General features: G+C 37.4%; 13 protein-coding genes, 1 tRNA gene and 1 pseudogene. 8 read left to right on the top strand and 7 right to left on the bottom strand.

Going from position 1 to position 21609, the window contains the following annotated elements; genetic code table 11:
* Positions 1 to 61 precede the first annotated feature (61 nt).
* Entirely contained in the window at positions 62 to 478 is a 417-nt protein-coding gene (locus AB1278_RS13320; protein ID WP_202842537.1) for an Hsp20/alpha crystallin family protein, read from the top strand.
* Between the two features lie 11 nt (positions 479 to 489).
* The gene (locus AB1278_RS13315; protein ID WP_202842535.1) at positions 490 to 1869 is read left to right on the top strand and encodes an MBL fold metallo-hydrolase RNA specificity domain-containing protein; all 1380 of its coding nucleotides are present in this window, start codon (positions 490 to 492) and stop codon (positions 1867 to 1869) included.
* A 250-nt stretch (positions 1870 to 2119) separates the two neighbouring features.
* Here AB1278_RS13315 and AB1278_RS13310 read toward each other — a convergent pair whose 3' ends face one another.
* From AB1278_RS13310 to AB1278_RS13295, 4 genes are all read right to left on the bottom strand, one after another.
* Entirely contained in the window at positions 2120 to 3199 is a 1080-nt protein-coding gene (locus AB1278_RS13310) for an alpha/beta hydrolase (RefSeq protein ID WP_429814885.1), read from the bottom strand.
* On the bottom strand, positions 3196 to 3444 hold the full coding sequence (locus tag AB1278_RS13305; protein WP_429814882.1) for a hypothetical protein: 249 nt from the start codon (positions 3442 to 3444) through the stop codon (positions 3196 to 3198). Before AB1278_RS13305 ends, AB1278_RS13310 begins: the two co-directional genes overlap by 4 nt.
* 234 nt (positions 3445 to 3678) lie before the next feature.
* Positions 3679 to 4458 carry a LytR/AlgR family response regulator transcription factor gene (locus tag AB1278_RS13300; protein WP_429814879.1) on the bottom strand — a complete coding sequence of 260 codons (780 nt, stop codon included), beginning with the start codon at positions 4456 to 4458 and terminating at the stop codon, positions 3679 to 3681.
* On the bottom strand, positions 4455 to 5399 hold the full coding sequence (locus AB1278_RS13295) for a sensor histidine kinase (protein WP_395973415.1): 945 nt from the start codon (positions 5397 to 5399) through the stop codon (positions 4455 to 4457). Before AB1278_RS13295 ends, AB1278_RS13300 begins: the two co-directional genes overlap by 4 nt.
* A 239-nt stretch (positions 5400 to 5638) precedes the next feature.
* On the opposite strand from AB1278_RS13295, the gene AB1278_RS13290 reads away from it, so the two are divergent.
* From AB1278_RS13290 to AB1278_RS13265, 6 genes and pseudogenes are all read left to right on the top strand, one after another.
* Positions 5639 to 6025, top strand: coding sequence for a hypothetical protein (locus AB1278_RS13290; RefSeq protein ID WP_202842525.1), 387 nt, complete (start codon positions 5639 to 5641; stop codon positions 6023 to 6025).
* A 125-nt stretch (positions 6026 to 6150) separates the two neighbouring features.
* Positions 6151 to 10498, top strand: a pseudogene (locus AB1278_RS13285) (CusA/CzcA family heavy metal efflux RND transporter).
* Between the two features lie 2 nt (positions 10499 to 10500).
* Positions 10501 to 11655 (top strand): efflux RND transporter periplasmic adaptor subunit, encoded by a 1155-nt coding sequence (locus AB1278_RS13280; RefSeq protein WP_429814876.1) that lies wholly within the window; start codon positions 10501 to 10503, stop codon positions 11653 to 11655.
* Positions 11656 to 11697: 42 nt separating this feature from the next.
* On the top strand, positions 11698 to 12162 hold the full coding sequence (locus AB1278_RS13275) for a heme-binding domain-containing protein (protein WP_429814873.1): 465 nt from the start codon (positions 11698 to 11700) through the stop codon (positions 12160 to 12162).
* Between the two features lie 75 nt (positions 12163 to 12237).
* Positions 12238 to 14745, top strand: coding sequence for a cation-translocating P-type ATPase (locus tag AB1278_RS13270; RefSeq protein WP_429814870.1), 2508 nt, complete (start codon positions 12238 to 12240; stop codon positions 14743 to 14745).
* 495 nt (positions 14746 to 15240) lie between these two features.
* Positions 15241 to 18204 carry a response regulator gene (locus AB1278_RS13265; protein WP_238349679.1) on the top strand — a complete coding sequence of 988 codons (2964 nt, stop codon included), beginning with the start codon at positions 15241 to 15243 and terminating at the stop codon, positions 18202 to 18204.
* 92 nt (positions 18205 to 18296) lie between these two features.
* On the opposite strand, the gene AB1278_RS13260 is transcribed toward AB1278_RS13265, so the two are convergent.
* From AB1278_RS13260 to AB1278_RS13250, 3 genes are all read right to left on the bottom strand, one after another.
* Positions 18297 to 18368 (bottom strand) — tRNA-Arg (locus tag AB1278_RS13260).
* A gap of 414 nt (positions 18369 to 18782) precedes the next feature.
* Complete coding sequence (locus AB1278_RS13255) at positions 18783 to 20213, bottom strand: S41 family peptidase (protein ID WP_343639951.1); 1431 nt, start codon at positions 20211 to 20213, stop codon at positions 18783 to 18785.
* Between the two features lie 145 nt (positions 20214 to 20358).
* Entirely contained in the window at positions 20359 to 21468 is a 1110-nt protein-coding gene (locus AB1278_RS13250) for an epoxide hydrolase family protein (RefSeq protein ID WP_202842511.1), read from the bottom strand.
* Positions 21469 to 21609: the final 141 nt, after the last annotated feature.

The raw sequence follows: 21609 nt of genomic DNA, 5'->3' as shown, positions 1-21609 counted from the left end.
ACTGTCACGGTTTCTGAATACGTCTTATGGTACCTTTGATATCTAATCAAAAACGGTTATTATGAAAACTTTAGCCCAAAAACAATCTGCAGTAAAACTATTAACAGAAGAGTTCTGGAGTAAAAACGAAATTGTTAACCAGCCTGCTAAAATAGAACATTCAGTCAATATCATTGATAAAAACGGAAATTACAAGATACAGGTTAATGCTCCCGGCTTTAAGAAAGATGAATTTAAGATAAAGATAGAAAACGGCGTTTTGAACATTCAGGCTTATACATCAGATAAAAAAGAAGAAATTAAAAAAAATTATGTAAGAAAAGAATTTTTAACCTCTTCTCTTGCAAGAAGTTTCAGGCTTCCGGAAGGTATTGATATCAGTAATATCAAAGCCCACTATAAAAATGGCCGGCTGTACATTAAAATGGGTAAAGCCAATACCGTAAAACAGATGAATAAAAAAGTAAAGGTCCAGTAAATTATATCAAAATGAAAACGATTACTTTAAAATCACTTGGCGGTGCAGAAACAGTTACCGGATCGAAACATTTATTAAAAACTCCTGAACTTACTATTCTTATTGATTGTGGTCTGTTTCAGGGCGTAAAATACCTTAGAGAGCAAAACTGGATGCAGCTGGATACCGATGTTTCGGAAATAGATGCCATTATTCTTACCCATGCCCACCTTGATCATTGCGGATATATTCCGCTTATCGTAAAAAATGGGTTTAAAGGTAAAATTTACATGAGCGGCCCTACTAAGGAACTTACAAAACTGATATTACTTGACAGCGCCAAACTTCAGGAAGAAGATGCCGAAAAAGCCAACCGTCATCATTATACAAAACATCATCCGGCAAAACCTCTGTATACGGTAAATGATGCAGAAAGATCTTTCAAACAGTTTTTTGTGATTGATGAGAATAAGGAAATTAAGCTAAGCGAGCATATAAGCTGTATGTTTAAACCCTGTGGGCATATTATAGGAGCCTGTTCTGTGAGAATTACCTGCTTTGGGAAAATAATAGTTTTCTCAGGAGATATAGGAAGAAATCACAGCGCAGTTTTAGCTCCTCCCGATTTTTTTACACAGGCTGATTTTTTGGTTATGGAATCAACTTACGGAGACAGACTCCACGAAAATAAAGATTTATCTGATCAGTTGGAATATTGGATTAATAAGACTGTAAAAGACCGGGGAAATATAATTATTCCCTGTTTTGCAGTGGGGCGGGCACAGGAAATCATTTATATCCTTCAGGAACTTAAAAACAAGAATAAAATCCCGGTCAGTATTCCAGTGGTTCTGGATAGTCCTATGGCAGCTGCTGCTACCGAAATTATGGTAAGATACTCAGATTATACATTAGTTGAGAGGCAGCAATGGAATGATATTATGGAAAAGATTTGCATAACAAAAGATTATACTGAAACCCAGGAAATAATTGCAGAAAAGCAATCAAAAATTGTCATTGCAGGAAGTGGTATGATTACAGGCGGAAGAGTGCTTGAATATCTGAAACACTATATCGGCGACAGGAGAAATACAGTGCTGATCGTTGGATTTCAGGCTGAAGGTACGAGGGGCCGGGCATTGTTAAATCAATCTCATGAACTTAAAATGCACGGAAAATACTATGAGGTCAGAGCCCATATTGCAGAAATTACAGGGTTATCCGCTCATGCAGATCAGGCTGAATTATTGGAATGGATCAGAAAATATAAAATTCCTCCAAAGCAGGTCATGCTTGTCCATGGTGAGCTGTCTGCATTGGAAGCCCTCAGGGTAAAAATCCAGACGGAACTTCAGATCCCGGTTAAGATTCTTAAAAAAGATGAAGAAAGTATTTTAGCACAAGCGGAATAGGAAATTATTATTTTAAATGATAAACCGCATTGCCACTGAAATGGTGTCCATAAAGATAAAAGTGAACCACAATGAATTTTTCCAATTCTCCACGGTACGTTTCTTGCTGATAAAGTTCAGGTCTATATAATAATATAACAGAAAGCATAAAATAAGAGAGGCCTTTTTCCTTCAGGAACAAAACCTCTCTTTATTGTTGATATTTTTTAGGATTATTTAATGAGATATATCGGATATTCTTCTTTCAATTTCAATTACAATAATTGTTTCGTGGATTGGTATTGCTTCCGCAGAAAAACTGATATTTACTTTGCAAATACTTCGGGGTAGGATTATCTGTGACTTCGAGTGGGGCCATTATCTGTCCGTTGTAGGACGGCATAGTAACCTGTGCCGTTGAACCATTACCTAAAGCAACATTCTTGGCATTGACATTTCCATTAAAGCTATAATCCATCATGGCATCCAGAAGACGGTATACCCCATAATAATCCAAGGCATCAAAAGCTTTCCGTGAACTTGGCATAGCATGATCAGTGATGTAATTGTATCCATTAATAGCAGACGATTTAAAATAAATAAAATCTTTTTCAGTTGTAGAAATATTAATGTTTTTAAATATATCAATTGCCATTCTGTGATCATTTACAGTATCTTCATCATAAACCTGGGTAATCATTTTGGTATTGGCTGGAAAATTCTGCAGTTGCTGTTGTGTGGTTAACGGGCTGTTCCAGTTAAAAGAATACCAGGGTGCCATGGTAAAAAGAAAGCGTGCATTTTGTCCCCATCCTCTTTCTGTAAATGCTTTATAGGCAAGATCTATGCTGGCCCCACCACCAAAAGAATGTCCCATAAAACCTACTTTCTGCGTATCTATGATGTTGGGATAATCTGTTGCAGCTTTTATAAATCCTTCCCAAAGTGTCTGGTAACGGTGATCAACACTTATATCTACGGTACGGTATGGTACAAATACCACAACATAGCCTTTCTTGGCAATAAAATGATACAGCTCTATATTGTAATCCTTTTCTTCACCACCAAACGGATGCGAAAAGAATATAGTGGGTCTGGGTGAAGTAATCCCATTTGGATAGAAAATGGAAACTTGTGTTCCTGCGTATTGCGGATTATTAAAATCAATTTCAGCAACTTCATAATTTCCATCTGAGCCATACCCTGATGCAGGTTTTTGTATAGGTCCCTGAAGACTGTTGGTGAGCTTGGATTGTTGAGAAGAGCCTTCCTCAGTATCGTTATTACTCTGAGAGCATGCCGAAGTGGTAATAAACATTATCATTACCCATGGATAAAATAGTTTTTTCATTGTTTTTTGTCTTTAATATTATGAATCATCTGATCTTTAGCTTCCAGATATTTTCTATATTGTCCTGCATCCAGAATTTGGCTTAGGGCATTAGATTTTTCATTCTGTAAAGCTTTCATCTTTTTGAATTTAGAAAAATTGCCCTCCTTACTTTGAATAATGGGATCATTCTTTTGGGCATACTGAAGGTTAAGAGCATATACCTGTTCAACTTGTATCGTGTTTAATGCAAGCTTCGTTCGCATCCATTCAGTCTGCATTTTTGCCCTCTGTTCGGGGGTAGCTTGTTTGAGGCTTTTACTTTGTGCAGATACTGTAAAGGGTATACATAATATAACTGCAGTAAACAGAAGCATTTTCTTTATTGTTTTTACATGCATATTTGATAAGTTTTAGTTTTTAATGAAACAAATGTAATAATGCAGGTAGATTTTATAAAGAAAAAAAGGGTCAACCGACTAAATCCGGGGGTGAAATTGTTACTGATCTATCCATTTTCGAAAAGCTGGTGCTTTTGCTTTACTTATAAGTACTTGTTCCTCCGGAGCAGGATGTATTATAACGGATAACCTTCCATTGAAAAAATACTCAATAGAATCAATAGCCTTCTTATTAATTATAAACTGACGATTGGCACGGAAAAAAAGCTCCGGGTTCAGTTGCTGCTCAAGTTGTTCTAAAGTATATTCTACAATATATTTTTGTCCGTTCTCCAGCTGGGCATATACCATTTCATTGGAAGTTTGAAACCAATAAATTTTAGAAGCTTCAACAGGAATCAGCTTTCCGCAGTAATGGATAAGAAATGTTTTTTTATAACGACTCACAGAAGATTGTAGCTGTTGTAATAAGGCAAGTAGTTTTGATTGTTCCAGACCATTATCAGTAGCAGTCAGCGTTATATATTTCAGTAAAGAACGGTTGATTTCTTCTTTATCAAAAGGTTTTAAAATATAACCAATACCATTATTCCTGAAAGCTTCCAATGCATAACCATCATAAGCTGTCACAAAAATAACGGGTTTCAGGATAAGAATCTGCCGGAAAATTTCAAATGAGAGACCATCCGAGAGATGGATGTCCGAAAATATAAGATCATAGTGATCCGCGTTTGAAGAAAGCCACAGTACTGAATCCCGGACAGTTTGTAAAATGACTGTAATCTCAAAACCAGAATTGATTTCTTTTAAAATAAACTCAAGATCTCTTGCTGTGGCAGCCTCATCTTCAATAATTACCATGCGAAGTTGTTGGCTCATAATAAGGGTAGTTTTACAATAAAATATTCTTTTGTTGTATGAATTTCTATCTCATGTTGTATTTGCAGCTTGTATCTTTCACCCAGATTAATTAACCCAAGTCCAGTACCTTCCGTCTCATGAGGTAAAGGCTGAAGATTGTTTCGGACAACCAGACTGTTGTTTTCATTATAAATATCAATACACAAAGGTTGTGAAATTGTAGCAATATTATGCTTAACCGCATTTTCAACCAATGGCTGCAAGGATAAATGCGGAATCTCCCGCTGTAAAGTCTCCTGGCTTATGGCGATGTTGATTTGGAAACTATTTTCCAGACGCATGCTAAGCAGTTGGGTATAGGAAGAAAGATGCAGAAGTTCCTGATTGATAGTTACCAAATCATTACCCGTGTGTACCAATGTGTATCGGAAAACTTTAGACAGATGTACAATATAGGATTGTGCCTGTTGGGGATTTTCCCGGACAATGGCAGACAGACTGCTGAGGGTATTGAAAAGAAAATGAGGATTAAGCTGCTCCTGAAGCTGTCTGAGCTGGGCCTGAAGATAGGCTGTTTGCAGTTGCTCATTAATCTGGTCCTTATTTCTGCTCTCCCGCATCAGCAGAATTAGCCGGATGACTACAGCAATCATAATGGTACTGAGTAAAAACCTGGCAAAATATCCTCTGATCATAGTCCCCGGAAGATGCACTGTACCGAAAAATATATAATGGATAGTACTTCCGGCAATAAAAAAAACAGCAATAAGAAAAGTATTTGCCAGATAGAACCTGATCCATTGTTTGTTTTCTCTGAATATGCCAAAAAATCTGTTGCGGGAAAGATTAAAATAAAACAGCAGAAGACAAAATACGAAGTTATAAAGAAACTGAAAACTATATTCCCAAATATTGAAGTGCCAGTAGCGGGCAATAATTCCATTCGTGTTAAGTGCCATGAGTTTAGCTGAATTGACTACTAAAGTAATCAATAGTGAACTGTAAAAATATATTTTTCCTTCGTTTTTAATCATTTATACAAAGAAAATAAATATTAAGTTTAATATGATGAAATAAAATGCTGAAACTGGAAAATTAAAGGATGAACTGACTGCTTTGCTTCAGAAATCTTTATTATGAGCTATAGAACCTGTTATTTAAAATCATTCTTAATGAAAAAAGTTGTAATTTTGATAGAGTGAAAAAGCTGATTTCCATACTGTTGTTAACATTGTATTTGGTTTCTACAACCGAACTTTATCAGCTTTTGAAAATGCCGTTGCTCATTGAGCATTACATTCAGCATAAAGACCTGAATCCTGAAATGTCATTTACTGCATTTCTGAAAACCCATTACGATCATCCTGTAAAAGACAGTGACCACGATCAGGACCAGAGATTACCTTTTGTTTCACATGCAAACCTGCTAGCTGTGGTTTTCACTATTAATTCTTCCTTAGATTTTCATTGTATAGAAAAGGTTTGTAATCCTATTGAAATAAAAAAGACCTTTTACAAAAACGCACTTTATAACAAGGAAATTCTTAATTCTATCTGGCAGCCGCCAAGATTTTGTCAATCTTAATCTGTTTTCCCAGTCATTTTTTGACCGGAAAGGTATTCTGTATCTGTATGTCATGCGGATGCATTGAGTCTATGCGTCAGAATACCAGAATTTTATTACGATAATTAAGATTAATTAATCATTATATGCTTACAAAAATCATTGAGTTTTCTGTAAAGAATAAACTCATTATTGCATTGTTGGTATTGGGACTTATTGGTGTAGGCGCCTATCAGGTTACCAGACTGCCGATAGATGCGGTACCGGATATTACCAACAATCAGGTACAGGTTATTACCACTGCGCCATCATTTGGTGCAACAGATATAGAACGGCTTGTTACTTTTCCTATAGAGCATGCCAACAATAATATTTCAGGATTAAAGGAAATCAGAAGTTTCTCCAGGTTTGGACTTTCCCTGGTGACTATTGTCTTTGAAGATGATGTTGACATTTACTGGGCGAGGCAGCAGGTTGCCGAAAGACTTCAGCAGATACAGGCTGTTATTCCGCAGGGAATAGGAAATCCACAGCTTGGGCCTATTTCTACAGGGCTTGGTGAAATTTTCCAGTATGTAGTAAGACCTGAAAAGGGATACGAAAAAAAATACAATATCACAGAACTCCGCACCATTCAGGACTGGATTGTAAGAAGACAGCTTTTGGGAGTAAAAGGAGTGGCAGAGGTGAGCAGCTTCGGAGGCAAGCTGAAACAATATGAAATTGCTGTAAATCCAGACAGGCTTAATGCCTATGGAATAACAATCAATGACGTATTTGATGCATTGCAGGCCAACAATCAGAATACAGGAGGTGCCTATATTGAGAAAGGGCCTACTGTTCTGTACATCAGGAGTGAAGGGTTAGTAGGAAGTATTGAAGAAATCAACAATATTTCTATTGCGACAAAAACAAATGATGTTCCGCTGTTTATACGGGATATTGCTGAGGTAAAGCCGGGGTTTGCTACGCGTTATGGAGCGATGACTTTTAATGATGAGGGAGAAGTGTCAGGTGCTGTAGTAATGATGCTCAAAGGTGAGAACAGTAATCAAGTCATAAAAAATGTAAAGGAAAAAATTGCCCAGGTTCAGAAATCGCTTCCGAAGGGAGTGGTGATAGAGCCATTTCTGGACAGAACCAAAATGGTGAACAATGCCATAGGAACAGTAGAAAAAAACCTTACAGAAGGGGCATTGATTGTAGTCTTCGTACTGGTTTTATTTCTTGGGAATATAAGAGCAGGGTTGCTGGTTGCCTCTGTTATTCCTTTGGCGATGCTTTTTGCAATATGTATGATGAACCTCTTTGGAGTCAGCGGGAATCTGATGAGTCTTGGGGCTTTGGATTTCGGGCTGATTATTGATGGAGCAGTGATTATTGTGGAATCTGTTTTACATCAGTTTAGTCATAATTCAAAGTTTAAAAAGATTTTCTCTGTCGGAAAATCAGAAATGGATACCGTCGTTATAGAATCTGCAGGAAAAATGATGAACAGCGCTGTTTTCGGACAGATTATCATTTTGATTGTCTATCTCCCGATCCTTACCCTGCAGGGAATTGAAGGCAAAATGTTTAAGCCTATGGCCCAGACCGTAGCTTTTGCACTGCTGGGAGCATTTTTGCTCTCACTGACCTATATTCCAATGATGAGCGCGTTATTGCTTAGAAAAAGAAGCGGTAAGCCTACATTATCAGACAGAATGATGAAAAAGGTAGAGAAGGTATACCTGGCAGTTTTGCTCAAACTTCTCAGAGTGCCCAAAATAGTTTTTGGGATAGTGGCAGTCTTATTTATAACTGCTGTTTTCATTTTGTCCAAAATGGGTGGTGAATTTATTCCTTCCCTTGAAGAAGGTGATTTTGCAGTAGATACCAGGGTTTTACCTGGAAGTAATCTGACGACAACTATCGAAAGTACCCAGAAAGCAGCACACATTCTCAAATCCAGATTTCCTGAAGTGGAAAAAGTGGTCACAAAAATTGGAAGCGGGGAAGTTCCTACAGACCCGATGCCGATGGATGCTTCTGATATGATGGTTATTCTAAAAGATAAAAAAGAATGGACTTCAGCGTCCACTTTTCCGGAGCTGGCTGATAAAATGGGGAAACAACTGCAGGATGTACCAGGAATTACTGCCAGCTTCCAATATCCTGTTCAGATGCGTTTTAATGAACTGATGACCGGGGCAAGACAGGACGTCGTGATCAAAATTTTTGGGGAAGACCTTGATATACTTTCCCAAAATGCACAGAAGCTCGGGAAGATTATAGAAACAGTGGAAGGAACCCAGAATCTCTATATAGAGCCTGTTTCGGGAATGCCGCAGGTAATCATTGAATATAACCGCCCTCTGATCGCTCAGTACCATTTATCTGTTTCAGATATCAACCGGGTGGTTAATACCGCATTTGCGGGGCAAAGTACCGGATTGGTTTTTGAAGGTGAAAAACGCTTTGATATGGTCGTACGCCTGGATAACAAAGACAGGAAAAATGTGACCGATATTAAAAATCTTTTGGTTCCTACACCGTTTGGAAATCAGATTCCGCTGTCTCAGCTTGCTAAAGTAGAAGTGAAGAATGGTCCCAATCAGATTCAGAGGGAAAATGCCCAACGAAGAATTGTAGTAGGTTTTAATATCAAAGGCAGGGATGTTCAGAGTATTGTAGAAGAACTTCAGCAGAAGGTAGATCAGAAGATGAAACTTCCTACAGGATATTATATGACGTATGGAGGTTCGTTTGAAAACCTCAATAATGCCAAACAGCGTCTCATGATAGCAGTTCCCATTGCTCTGGCTCTTATTTTCGTAATGCTTTTCCTTGCCTTTAATTCCGTTAAAGAAAGCTTGTTAATTTACACCGCGATTCCACTTTCTATTATTGGTGGTGTATTTCTGATGGCACTTAGAGGAATGCCTTTCAGCATCAGTGCGGGTGTGGGATTTATTGCGCTCTTCGGAGTGGCAGTGCTCAATGGAATTGTGCTGATCTCAGAGTTCAACCGTCTTCAAAAGAGAGGAATTAAAAATATTGTAAGAATCATTATAGATGGTGGAGAATCGAGGCTTCGTCCGGTTTTGATGACGGCTTTTGTTGCTTCATTAGGATTTATTCCGATGGCGGTCAGCAACGGAGCTGGAGCAGAAGTACAAAGACCTTTGGCCACAGTGGTTATTGGGGGTCTGATGGTCGCAACTTTTCTTACTCTGTTCGTCTTACCATTATTGTATGTAACTATTGAAAAAGGATTTAAAAATGAAAAAAATAAAAAATAAAAAACAGATTTCCGTTCTGGTCTTTATTATATGTTTCGGTTTTGCGGGGCAGGTAAACTCCCAGACTTCCGTTACATTGCAGGATGCTGTTGATATTGCTTTGAAAAATAACAGAAATCTTAAAAATGAAAAATTAAAATCAGAATATACAAAAGCCCTTATCAGGTCATCATCTGATATTCCTCAAACGGGAGTAACAGTAGATTATGGTCAGATCAACAGTGCACTGACGGATATGAAATTCGGAATTTCACAGAATATAGCATTTCCGACTGTGTATAAAAAGCAGAAGAATGTATACACGGAAGAATGGAAAAAGTCTCTGCTGAACGTTTCTCTTAAGGAATATGAACTGAAGAAAGCGGTGAGTCTTACCTTTTATAATATTCTGTATGCGAAACAAAAAGAAAAGCTGCTTCAGGAAACATTAAAGCTGTACACTGATTTTCTCAATAAGGCAAATATCCGTCTGAAAGCAGGAGAAAGCAATATTCTGGAAAAAACTACGGCTTCCAATCAGAAATCTTCTATTGAAATTCAGCTGAAGCAATTGCGCCAGGAGCTTACTGTGCTGGGATATCAGCTTCAGTGGCTTTTAAATACAGAAACAGATTTTCTTCCTGAAGATCAGAAAATTTACCATGGAGGTTTTAAAGAGGAGCTTAGCTTGCATCCGGCTATTAAAGTATTACAGCAACAGAAAAATATTTCTGAACAGCAGATTGCCCTTGAAAAAGCAAAAATGCTTCCCGGACTTCAGCTGGCCTACAACCTCAACAGCTTTAGAGGGACGGGTGCTGATGAAAAAGTCTACAACGGTGCACCACAGTTTCATTCTGTACAGCTTGGGGTTTCGGTTCCTGTTTTTTCAGGCGGACAGAAAGCCAGAATTCAGGCCGCAAAAATTGCTGAATCTGTTGTGGACAGTGATATTGCCAATATGGAATTCAACCTGCAGAATCAATACAGAAAGGCATCCGGAATTTATCAGGCTAACCTTGATATTGTTTCGCAATATGAAAACTCGGAACTGAAAAATGCCGATATCATCACTGAAACAGCTAAAAAACAGTTTCTTGCCGGCGAAATCAATTATCTGGAATTTGTCATCCTGATCAATCAGGCGGTTACTTTAAAAAACAGCTATACCGATGCAGTCTGGAAACTAAATCAGAGTGCTATAGAGCTGGAATATCTCACTTTAAATCCATAACAATGAAACGTACATTTAAAATTATATCATATTCCCTGTCAATAATAGGATTGCTCATGTTTTATGAGTGTCAAGACCATGGAAAAGCCAAGCCGGCACCAGCCGCAGTATCTTCTAAAGATGAAAATGTTGTAACGCTTACGGATGCTCAACTGAAAAATGCACCTGTCGTAACAACGGTACTTTCTTTACAGAAGATTTCCTCTGTTTTAAAACTTAACGGAATGATAGATGTACCACCGCAAAATCTGGTTTCTGTCAGTATTCCTTTAGGCGGATACCTGAAATCGAGCAGCCTGCTTCCGGGAAAGCCGGTATCAAAAGGGCAGGTGATTGCAGTGATAGAAAATCCACAGTTTATTCAGCTTCAGCAGGATTATTTAATGGCAAAATCTAAAAATCATTTTGCCCAATTGGATTATAACCGCCAGAAAACCCTTAACCAAAGCCAGGCCACCAGCGATAAGGTAATGCAGCAGGCTCAGTCTGAAATGAACAGTCAGAAAATCCTGATGAACTCCCTGGATCAGCAGCTCCGCCTTATCAATATCAATCCTGAATCTCTCAATTCGGGAAATATTCAGAAAAGCGTACCGGTTTACAGCAGTATCAATGGCTTTGTAAGCAAAGTCAACGTGAACATCGGTAAATATGTCAATCCTTCCGATGTTCTTTTTGAACTCATTAATCCGGAAGATATTCATCTTAATCTTAAAGTATATGAAAAAGATCTGGCTAATCTGAAGAAGGGGCAAAGATTTGCTGCGTATACCAATACTGAACCCGATAAAAAATACTACGGTGAAATTCTGCTGATCAGCAAAGATGTGAGCCCGGGCGGATGGGCTGAAGTACACTGTCATTTTGAAAAATATGACCAGAGCCTTGTACCGGGAATGTATATGAATGCAGAGATCGAAACCAGTACTTCTTTTTCCAATGCTGTTTCTGAAGAGAGTATTGTCAATTTCGAAGGAAAAGACTTTGTCTTCGTTGAAGAAAAGAAACAGACCTACCGATTGACTCCTGTAACGTTAGGTGAAACAGAAAACGGATTCGTACAGATTATGAATACAGATGATTTTAAAAATAAAAAGATAGTCATCAAAAATGCTTATACACTTCTTATGAAACTTAAGAACACTGCAGATGAATAAAAATTATAGTAAAATAAAAGAACTTATAAATAAATACAAATTATGAAAACATCATCTTTATTAAAAACAGGAGCAGGTTTTATAGTCTTGTTTCTGATTACAATTCAGTTTTTTGATACTGATAAAAATATAGCGGCAGCTCCTTCAGAAAATGCTATTGAAAAGCATTACCAGGTTCCGGATCATATACAGGGATTATTAAAAGCAAGCTGTTATGACTGTCATTCCAACACTACAGCTTATCCGTGGTACAATAACATACAGCCTATAAAATGGTGGCTGGCAGATCATGTGAACTCAGGAAAACGGCATTTCAATTTTGATGAATTTAACAGCTATTCGAAAGAAAAAAAATTAAAGAAACTTGATGAGGTTGCAGAAACCATCAGAGAGGGAGAGATGCCCCTTACATCCTATACCGTTCTTCATCAGAATGCAAAGTTGTCTGATACCCAAAAGCCAGAAATAGAACAGTGGGTAAAAGAAACCAAAAAGCAGATTGAATAGCAGGTTGTTAAAAAAAGAAATAGTATTCTGATATAACAAAAACAATCAGTAAATTTAATATCATATCCATTTCGTATGAATTACAATATACCGGAAGATTTGAAAGGGCTTACAGAATCTGAAGTAGCCGCTTCCAGAAAAAAATACGGATACAACCGTCTCGAAGCAGTTAAGAAAGAATCATGGGCAGATCTTCTTCTCAATATCCTGAAAGAGCCGATGCTGATTCTTCTTATATGTGTTTCCTTCATTTATGTGCTTACAGGAGATTATGGCGAGGCTTTATTTATGTTTGCTGCTATTGTTGGAGTTACTGCAATTTCTTTTTACCAGGATAACCGGAGCAAAAAGGCACTGGAAGAACTTGAAAAATTGAATGAACCTTTAAGTAAGGTCATCAGGGATTCAAAGATTATAGATATTCCTACTTTTGAGATAGCAGTCGGAGATCTGTGCATTACCGAAGAAGGCAGCCTCATCAATGCGGACGGAAGAATTGTTTACAGCAACGATTTTTCTGTCAACGAATCTTCCCTTACCGGAGAGAGCTTTTCTGTTTTCAAGGACAGCAAATCTGAAGATAATAAAGTCTATAGCGGAACAATTACGGTTTCCGGACTTGCGGTTTTTGAGGTTGAAAATATTGGAAAGGAAACAAGAGTAGGAAAAATAGGACAGTCCATACTCAATATAAAAACAGAAATATCGCCTTTACAGCTTCAGATCAGGAACTTTGTAAAGGGGATGGCTGTTATCGGGCTCATCATCTTCCTGGCAGTATGCATCTTCAGCTTTGTCAAAACAGGAGATTTTGTGACCAGTTTATTGAGTGGGCTTACATTAGCAATGTCTGTTCTTCCTGAAGAAATTCCTGTAGCCTTTACGACCTTTATGGCCTTGGGTGCATGGAAACTGATGCGGGAAGGAATTATTATTAAACGAAGCAGTATTGTAGAAACGCTGGGAAGCGTTTCTGTAATCTGTACTGATAAGACAGGAACGATTACGGAAAACTCCATGCAGTTGAAGCATCTTTATGATTACCGTTCTGACAGAATTTATGAAGAAACAGAGTTTGAAACAAAAGAACTATATGAACTTATTGATTATGCAATGTGGAGTAGTGAACCTGTACCTTTTGACCCCATGGAAATAACACTACATAAGGTCTATGAACAGAATCGTAAGCCTGATCAAAGAAAAGACTATCAGCTGTTTCATGAGTACCCGCTGGAAGGCAAGCCTCCGATGATGACCCATCTTTTTGAAAATGAGCACAAAGACAGAATTATAGCAGCTAAAGGAGCTCCGGAAGCCATTATAAGTGTTTCCAGTCTTTCAGAAGAAGAAAAAAATAAAATAAGAACGTTAATAAAGAATTTCGGAGAACAAGGATACAGAGTTCTCGGTGTTGCCAGATCTCATTTTGAAGGAAATGATTTTCCTGATAAACAGCAGGATTTTAAATTTGACTTTTTAGGATTGACTGTATTTTATGATCCTCCTAAAAAAGGAATAAAAAAAGTATTTAAACATATTTACGACGCCGGTATTCAGGTAAAAGTCATTACAGGAGATAATGCAGATACTACTAAAGCCATTGCATTGCAGGCAGGAATAGTAAACAATACTCCGCCCGTTAATGGAAGTGAAATAGCCGCGTGTTCAGAATCAGATCTTATAAAACTTTCTGAAGAGACTACTTTGTTTACAAGAATGTTTCCCGAAGCAAAGCTGGAAGTGGTCTCTGCCTTGAAAGCTCAAGGCCGCGTAGTAGCAATGCTGGGAGATGGTGTGAATGACGGGCCAGCTTTAAAGGCAGCTCATATTGGAGTGGCCATGGGAAATAAAGGGACTGAAATTGCCAAATCAGCCGCAGCACTGGTCATCACCAATGACGATCTGGATAAGCTCGTAATTGGTGTTGCTGCTGGAAGAAGAATTTATGCCAATATAAAAAAAGCGGTCCAGTATATTATTTCTATTCATATTCCCATTATACTCACCGTTTCTTTGCCTTTATTTCTGGGCTGGGTATTTCCACATATATTCACTCCGGTACATGTTATTTTTCTGGAATTGGTTATGGGGCCAACCTGTTCCATTGTTTATGAAAATGAGCCAATGGAAAAAAATGCAATGAAAAGACCTCCAAGAGCACTGACAGATACTTTTCTGAACTGGAGAGAACTCACAATAAGCATTATTCAGGGGATCATCATTACCGCAGGGATATTATGGCTGTATCAGTACTCTGTCAGTCATGGAAATGGTGAAGCTAAAACCAGAGCATTGGTTTTCACTACGCTTATATTTTCCAATATACTGCTAAGTCTGGTGAACCGTTCTTTCTATTACAGCATGTTGGAGTGTTTTAAGAACCGAAACGTCCTGCTTGCCGGGATTTCAGTATTGGTTGTAATTTTCCTTCTGATTATTCTCTATGCAGCTCCTGTTTCCGGGTTTTTCAGCGTAACCCCTCTCAGCATAGAAGAACTTGGACTGGCACTGCTCACTGCTTCAGTTTCCGTACTGTGGTTTGAGGTTTATAAATTCATAAAAAGACTTTATTTTAGGAAATAATCTATAATAAGAAAATAGAATTTAGATCGTATGCAGGAATATTGACTTGATTTTTTCCCCGGCGAGATCCGGGGATTTTTCTTTTCATAATTTAGGGTAAAAATCAACTATAGAAGTAAAAGAAATTGCTTTTTAGCAAATTAATGACCGGAAATGGTAAGATGTTAGGAATTGATTTTTAATAAAACTACGATGCCCGGGAAATCATTTTCACTTACTCTCCAAAATTTACGTTAAACTTTTGAGCTGGTCGCAAAAGCTTTACAAGTATAAAAATTTTATTTTTTAATCGAATATCTCTTGTAATCATGTTTTTTAAAATAAACACCAATGGAGAAAGATGATATACAAAGTAAACTTTTATAAAATTGATAAACCCATCTTTAACACTTTAATTGTACTCATTTTCCAATATCTGCTGACAAATTTTTAAATTAATTTGTTAATATTACAAAATGACCTATTTTTAGTATTTTATTGCCAAAATACGATTAAATGCCAAAAAAAATTATTAGAAATCTTCAAATTGGAGTAGTAATTTCTTTGATGCTTCTGATTGCTAGTTCCATAGCATCTTATATCAGCATACATAAGCAGATGGAGAATAGGAAAGAGTTATTAAAAAATAAGGAATCTATAAGCTTAGCAAAAGATATCTTAAGTACTCTTTTAAATGCTGAAACTGGAAATCGGGGATATCAGCTTACCGGGAAGGAGAATTTTCTTGAACCTTTCAATAAAAGCAAGAATGAATATCCGCAGTTTGTCTCTCACAAAGATAGGCTTAATCTTAGAGATAAAGATCAGATTAATATCCTAAATGAACTGCTGTATACTTCAGAGGTGTTGATGAAAGAATATGCCTTGCTTATTGAGAATCGTAAAAAAGGAATTGTAATGAGTCCGGCAGAACTTGTACAAAACAAGGAGGCTATGGATAGATGCCGCATGCTCGTTCAGAAATTTGTAAAACTTGAGGAAGTTCAACTTGCCATAAAAAATGAAGATCTGAACAAATCTTCCAATCGGACTGTTTTATTCATCATCTTTTCTGCTGTTGCAGCTATCGGTGTAACCCTTTTTGTTTATATACAACTAAAATCTGACCTTATTCGTCGTAGTAAGTTAGAAAACGACCTGTCTTATACTAAAGAAATGCTTGAGGAAACAGGTTCAGTAGCCCAGGTGGGAGGCTGGGAAGCTAATATGAAGACGGGAAAGCTTTTCTGGTCTCAAAGTACAAGAGAAATTCACAAAATAGAAAATAATTTCCAGCCTACTTTTGAAAATGCCCTTGGATTTTACAAAGGAAAAAGCGGGGATAGAATAAAATATCTTTTTAACAGGGCAATACAACAAGGAATTCCTTTTGATGAGGAGCTTCAGCTATTGCGTAATGATGGCGCTACGATCTGGGTAAGAGTAAAAGGCATTCCCGAATTTGAAGGTGATAGTTGTAAAAGAGTTTTCGGAATCATTCAGGACATTGATGCCTTCAAAAAAATGTTTCTTGAAGTTACCCGAAAGGAGGCTATAATGCAGTCTTTTGCCACTGATGTTCCTGTTCCTTTGGCTATGTTTGATAAAGACCTTAACTATATTGCTGTAAGCAGCAGATGGAGAGAGGAATTTAATATGAATGATATAGATCTTATCGGTAATAATCTTTTCACAATATCACCTAATATTCCCGAAGAAGGAAAAGAGATCTATAAGAATGCGCTGTTGGGAAAAACGTACATCAACGGTGATTTTACGTTAAAGGTGGAAGGAAAAGAAGAAATTCAGCATTACGACCTTAAAGTGGGACCTTGGTATCTTACAAAAAATGAAGTAGGCGGTGTCATTATTTCCATACAGAATATTACCAATGCTGTTAAGATCAATGAAGAACTGAAAAATGCCAAAGAAACAGCAGATACAGCCAGCCAAGCAAAATCCGAATTTCTTGCCAATATGAGTCATGAGATCAGGACTCCTTTAAACGGAGTTATAGGTTTTTCAGACCTTCTCCTCACGACACCGCTGAATGAAACCCAGATGCAATATCTGAATTACATCAATGAGTCTGGGGAAAATCTTCTTAGCATCATCAATGATATATTGGATTTTTCTAAAATAGAATCCGGAAAAATGGAGCTCTTGATTGAAAAATGTGATGTTTATGATATGTTGAGCCAGGTGATCAATGTGATTATTTATCAATCCCAGAAAAAAGATATTGAACTTCTGCTCAATATTGAGCCGGGTCTTCCCAAAATACTTTTTATGGATGAAGCAAGGTTAAAACAGATCCTGATCAACCTTCTCGGGAATGCTGTGAAGTTCACAGAAAAGGGAGAGATTGAGCTGAAAGTTGAGAAATTGCGCATGGATGATCGTACTATTGCTTTGCGCTTCTCAGTAAGAGATACTGGGATTGGCATCCCTATTGAGAAACAAAAATACATTTTTAATGCCTTTACACAGGAAAACAGTTCCATTAGTAAACAATATGGTGGCACGGGTCTGGGACTTACGATTTCAAACAATATCCTGGGATATATGGGAAGCCATTTGTCGCTGAGCAGCGTAAAGGAAAAAGGGTCTGTATTTTTCTTTGACATTGAGATTCCTTACGAGATCCCTCCATTGAGAGACGAGGAGGAGATAACTATTAAAACAGCCTTAGTGGTTGATGATAATGAAACCAACAGGATCATTCTTGAGCATATGCTTACCTATAAAAATATCAAGTCTACCTTGGCTTCTAATGGGATGGAAGCCTTAGAGATCCTGTTGAAAGGTGAACGGTTCGATGTGATCCTGATGGATTATCATATGCCTGTTATGTCCGGATTGGAAACAATAGATAAAATAACAGGACTGTTCAATCAGCGAAATGAGACTTCTCCATTTATAGTACTTTCTTCTTCTTCTGAAGAACTGGGCATACTTAGCTCAGTTAGAAAAATAGAAAATGCACATTTATTATTGAAACCCATCAAATCTCATGATCTATACAAAACCTTAAAAAAGGTAGACCAAAGTTATACAGTGAAAATTAATAAGGATCAGCCTGAGAAAACTTCGCATGTATTTGATTCGGAATTAGAAGTGCTTTTGGTTGATGATAACGTAGTGAATATGGTCCTGAATAATAGAATAATGAGATCTCTTGCACCTGGTATACATCTAACGGAAGCCGTTAATGGGTTGCAGGCTTTGGAAGAATGTAGGAAAAAACAGTTTTCCATTATTATGATGGATGTACAGATGCCGGTAATGAGCGGTATTGAGGCAACACGAAATATTAGAATGCTTCCGGGGTATGAACATATACCTATCATAGGTGTTACAGCTGGAAATGTGCTGGGTGAAAAAGAAAAGTGCCTTGAAGCCGGAATGAATGATTTCCTTCCCAAACCTGTAAAGCAGGCGGACCTTCTTGAAGTACTCAAAAAATATATTATCGTTTAGAAATGATGAAAAAACAGGACTTGATTTCTTCTTAAAATAGAAAGAAAATAAAATAATATATCTTATTTAGCTAGTGCCATTTGGCAAATTTGTGGCCTCACCAGGAATCGAACCTGGATCTAAAGTTTAGGAAACTTCTATTCTATCCATTGAACTATGAGGCCTTGGTTTGATTCATAAAAATACAAATTATTTAATTTTAATAATCAACAATTAATGCAGAGAATGGAGACTGGCAAAGATGTTTGTACCGTTTTGTACCTGTTGAATAGTAAATATGCGAAAATGCTTGTATAAAAGGGTATATGGATAAAAGAATCTGCCCTTTAGAGGCAGATCCAGTAGATAAATACATCTCATTTTTTTAATTAGACAACAATAAAAAGCACAGCCGACAATGCTGTGCTTAAATTTTTATTTCAAATTTAATTGCAATTTCAAGAGTAGTAAGAAAAGCAAATAAAGTTTCCACTTCGATGTTTATTACATAGTAAATGTAGTAATTATTTTAATACGAAAAATGAATTAAATGTTAAAATTCACAAGTTATCCACATTTTTTTGTGGATAAGTCTGAAACTAATTTAAAATCCAGGCTTTAGCAGTCTCCAGATCCATATCGTGACCTTCTTTGGATTCTACCGGAACGTCCGGATCAATTTTCCCGTAGTAGACTTTCCCGTTTCGGTCCATTTCATAAGAAGAAGCCAGAGCAAAGCTTTTACCATCGCTTAACGGATAAATACTATTGGCCGAAGTATAGCCCGCAGATGGTTTTCCAAAGAGTTTTACATTGCTTTTTCCAATAAATGCAATTGTTGTAGCTTCTCCTGAACTGGCGGTGTTTGGACCTATCAGAACTGCAATTTTAGATTGTCCGCTTTTAAGATTATAAGGTTCTGTAATTTTATTGGAACCAAACTTCCTGTCTTTATAAATCCATGGAGTTTTTTTATCCTTATATACAAAATATCCCAAAGTTCCTTCTCCAATCAGACTTCCGAGACCTCCGATCATAGGATACATATTTCCTCCTGTATTGCCTCTCAGATCTACAATCCAGCCTTTAATCGTATTTTCAGAGTCCAGTTTTTTAATCATATTGTGAATCTGCAGGGCAAAATCATTTCCAACTTCTGTGTTGACGGAACCAAAGCCGGGAACAGAAATATAGCCAATACTCTGATCAATTAGTCTGGAATCGGGCTTTGCCTCATTGGTGTTGCTTTTCTTTTGTTTTTCTGAACGTTCTTTGCCGGAAATAAATGAATGGTTATCACCAACCTGTCTTAGATTTTGTATAATATAGCTCAATGCAGGGTCTGTATCATCAATGGTTTTCATGCCTTTTGAAAGATATTGAAGGTTGGTTTCAATATTTTTCCAGTCCAGTTGGTCTGAAAAGATTGAATTCTTTTTCACAATATCTTTAAACTCCTGAATATATTTTGCAGATTTTTTCGAAGGTTCTTCATTTGAAAATGCAATTCTGTTCAGTTCAAAGTGGTCAAACCAAACCGTTCCGTTTCCTGAGAATACGCCTCCAAGAAGAAGGCTTTTTACATTTTTATCAACAGTGAAAATTAAAGAATATTTTGTCCAGTCTTTATTCAATGCAATGGACTTTTGTTGTGACTCTGAGTTTCCAAAGTCTATCATCTGCCCCTTCTCATCCTTCACCTGTGTCCATAGATTGATTTTCCCATTGGTGTTCTCAGATTTTACATAGGCACTGATTTCTATTTTTTGCAATTGCTGAATATCAAGAGGTATTTTTTGAGAAAAAGATTGAAAGTCTTTGGAATGATCAGCCTTTCCTATAAGCTGCATAGAGGCTTTTCCTCCAAAATATTGGGTATAATCTACTTTTCCTTCGTACGAATCTGCTTTTTTTATATTCCAGTGATTGGGTAATCCATCGGTCATGTTCTCAAAACCGGCATTTTGTATCTGAGCTTGCACTGAGCAGAATAGAAATGCTGCTATAATCGTGAAGGACAATTTTTTCATAGTTATTAATTTTGGCTAAAATAAAAAACTTGCCAACAACTTTATACTCTATTAACAATATTTTAGTAATGGTTTAGAAGGATTAACATTTTACCATCAAAAAGGAGCTGCAAAAAGGCAGGACCGATTGTAGCTCATGAATTGTTTATGTGGCAGAATAAAAAAATGATCTCAGTTCATCTGCAAATAAATGAGGTAATTCCAGGGCCGCAAAATGGCCACCTTCATTCATCTTTTTAAAGCTGGTGACATTCACGAAACGTTCTGCCCATTCTTTCGGAAACTGAGCTTCACGGGGAAATACAAGCACTCCAGCCGGAATATTGCTCTTTTGATGCAAATGTGTTCCGCTCCATATAGCGGCTGCATCTTCCTTATACATTCTTGCAGAAGAACCAATGGTTTGGGTTACCCAATAAATCATAATATTGGTAAGCAACTCATCTTTTCCGCCAAATGCTGTTTCAATCATTTCAGGTGGTGCGCCTGCATTGATAAAACTTATGATCCAGCCTGCCAGTCCGACAGGAGAGTCATTAAGACCATAGGCCAAAGATTGAGGTTTGGTAGACTGTACCATGGCGTAAGCTCCTTCACTGTACCACCATTGCTGAACAAACTGTGCGAATTTCTGTTCCTCTTCACTCATTGTAGCAGGGTCTTCCTGGCCGGTGGGGTAGCCAACATCTGTAAGGTGAACAGCTTCCAGGGCTTCAGGATATTTTGAAGTCAATGCCTTTACGACTCCCATTCCGATATCTCCTCCGGCAGCACAGAATTTTTCATAACCTAGGACTTCAGTCATCAGTTGTTTCCACAGATCTGCCACCTTTTCACTGCTGACCGCTGTTTTATCAGAAAAGCCAAATCCCGGAATGGAAGGAATAACCAGATCAAAACTCTGTTCACCTTCCGTAAGCAGTGGAATAATTTTATGAAAGCGGTAATAGCTGTCTGGCCAGCCATGAGTAAGAATCAGCGGTTTAGGATTTGACCCTTTTCCTCTGATGTATTGAAAATGAATCAAAATTCCGTCAATCCGGGTGACATACTGTGGATGCTGATTCAATTGCTGTTCGTGCATCTTCCAGTCGTAATCATTGATCCAATAGCGGGTAAGTTCTTTCAGGTATGTTTCACTGGTGCCGTAGTTCCAGCCGGATCCTTCCGGTTCTCCCGGCCAGCGGACATTTTGCAGACGGTTTTTAAGATCGGTTATAACCGATTCGGGTATGTTTACTGTAAATGGTTCCATATTATGATATTTTATTGGGTGTAAGTTTGTTTTAAGGAAAATACTGACAGTAAGATAGTTATCAAAGTTAAAAACTTTCTCTTTTAATACATGTTGTCAAAATCATAAATTTTTGATTTTTTTTGAGGGAAAAAATGTAAC

Source organism: Chryseobacterium sp. NRRL B-14798 (genome assembly GCF_050470705.1).
Taxonomy (GTDB): Bacteria; Bacteroidota; Bacteroidia; order Flavobacteriales; family Weeksellaceae; genus Chryseobacterium; species Chryseobacterium cupriresistens.
This window is presented reverse-complemented; position numbering and strand designations above follow the sequence as displayed.

What these genes read in the sequence shown, in the direction of transcription:
- AB1278_RS13320 (WP_202842537.1), top strand. Translation starts at nt 62, where the DNA reads ATGAAAACTTTAGCCCAAAAACAATCTGCAGTAAAACTATTAACAGAA.
- AB1278_RS13315 (WP_202842535.1), top strand. Translation starts at nt 490, where the DNA reads ATGAAAACGATTACTTTAAAATCACTTGGCGGTGCAGAAACAGTTACC.
- AB1278_RS13310 (WP_429814885.1), bottom strand. Translation starts at nt 3,199, where the DNA reads ATGAAAAAACTATTTTATCCATGGGTAATGATAATGTTTATTACCACT.
- AB1278_RS13305 (WP_429814882.1), bottom strand. Translation starts at nt 3,444, where the DNA reads ATGCGAACGAAGCTTGCATTAAACACGATACAAGTTGAACAGGTATAT.
- AB1278_RS13300 (WP_429814879.1), bottom strand. Translation starts at nt 4,458, where the DNA reads ATGAGCCAACAACTTCGCATGGTAATTATTGAAGATGAGGCTGCCACA.
- AB1278_RS13295 (WP_395973415.1), bottom strand. Translation starts at nt 5,399, where the DNA reads ATGGCACTTAACACGAATGGAATTATTGCCCGCTACTGGCACTTCAAT.
- AB1278_RS13280 (WP_429814876.1), top strand. Translation starts at nt 10,501, where the DNA reads ATGAAACGTACATTTAAAATTATATCATATTCCCTGTCAATAATAGGA.
- AB1278_RS13275 (WP_429814873.1), top strand. Translation starts at nt 11,698, where the DNA reads ATGAAAACATCATCTTTATTAAAAACAGGAGCAGGTTTTATAGTCTTG.
- AB1278_RS13270 (WP_429814870.1), top strand. Translation starts at nt 12,238, where the DNA reads ATGAATTACAATATACCGGAAGATTTGAAAGGGCTTACAGAATCTGAA.
- AB1278_RS13265 (WP_238349679.1), top strand. Translation starts at nt 15,241, where the DNA reads ATGCCAAAAAAAATTATTAGAAATCTTCAAATTGGAGTAGTAATTTCT.
- AB1278_RS13255 (WP_343639951.1), bottom strand. Translation starts at nt 20,213, where the DNA reads ATGAAAAAATTGTCCTTCACGATTATAGCAGCATTTCTATTCTGCTCA.
- AB1278_RS13250 (WP_202842511.1), bottom strand. Translation starts at nt 21,468, where the DNA reads ATGGAACCATTTACAGTAAACATACCCGAATCGGTTATAACCGATCTT.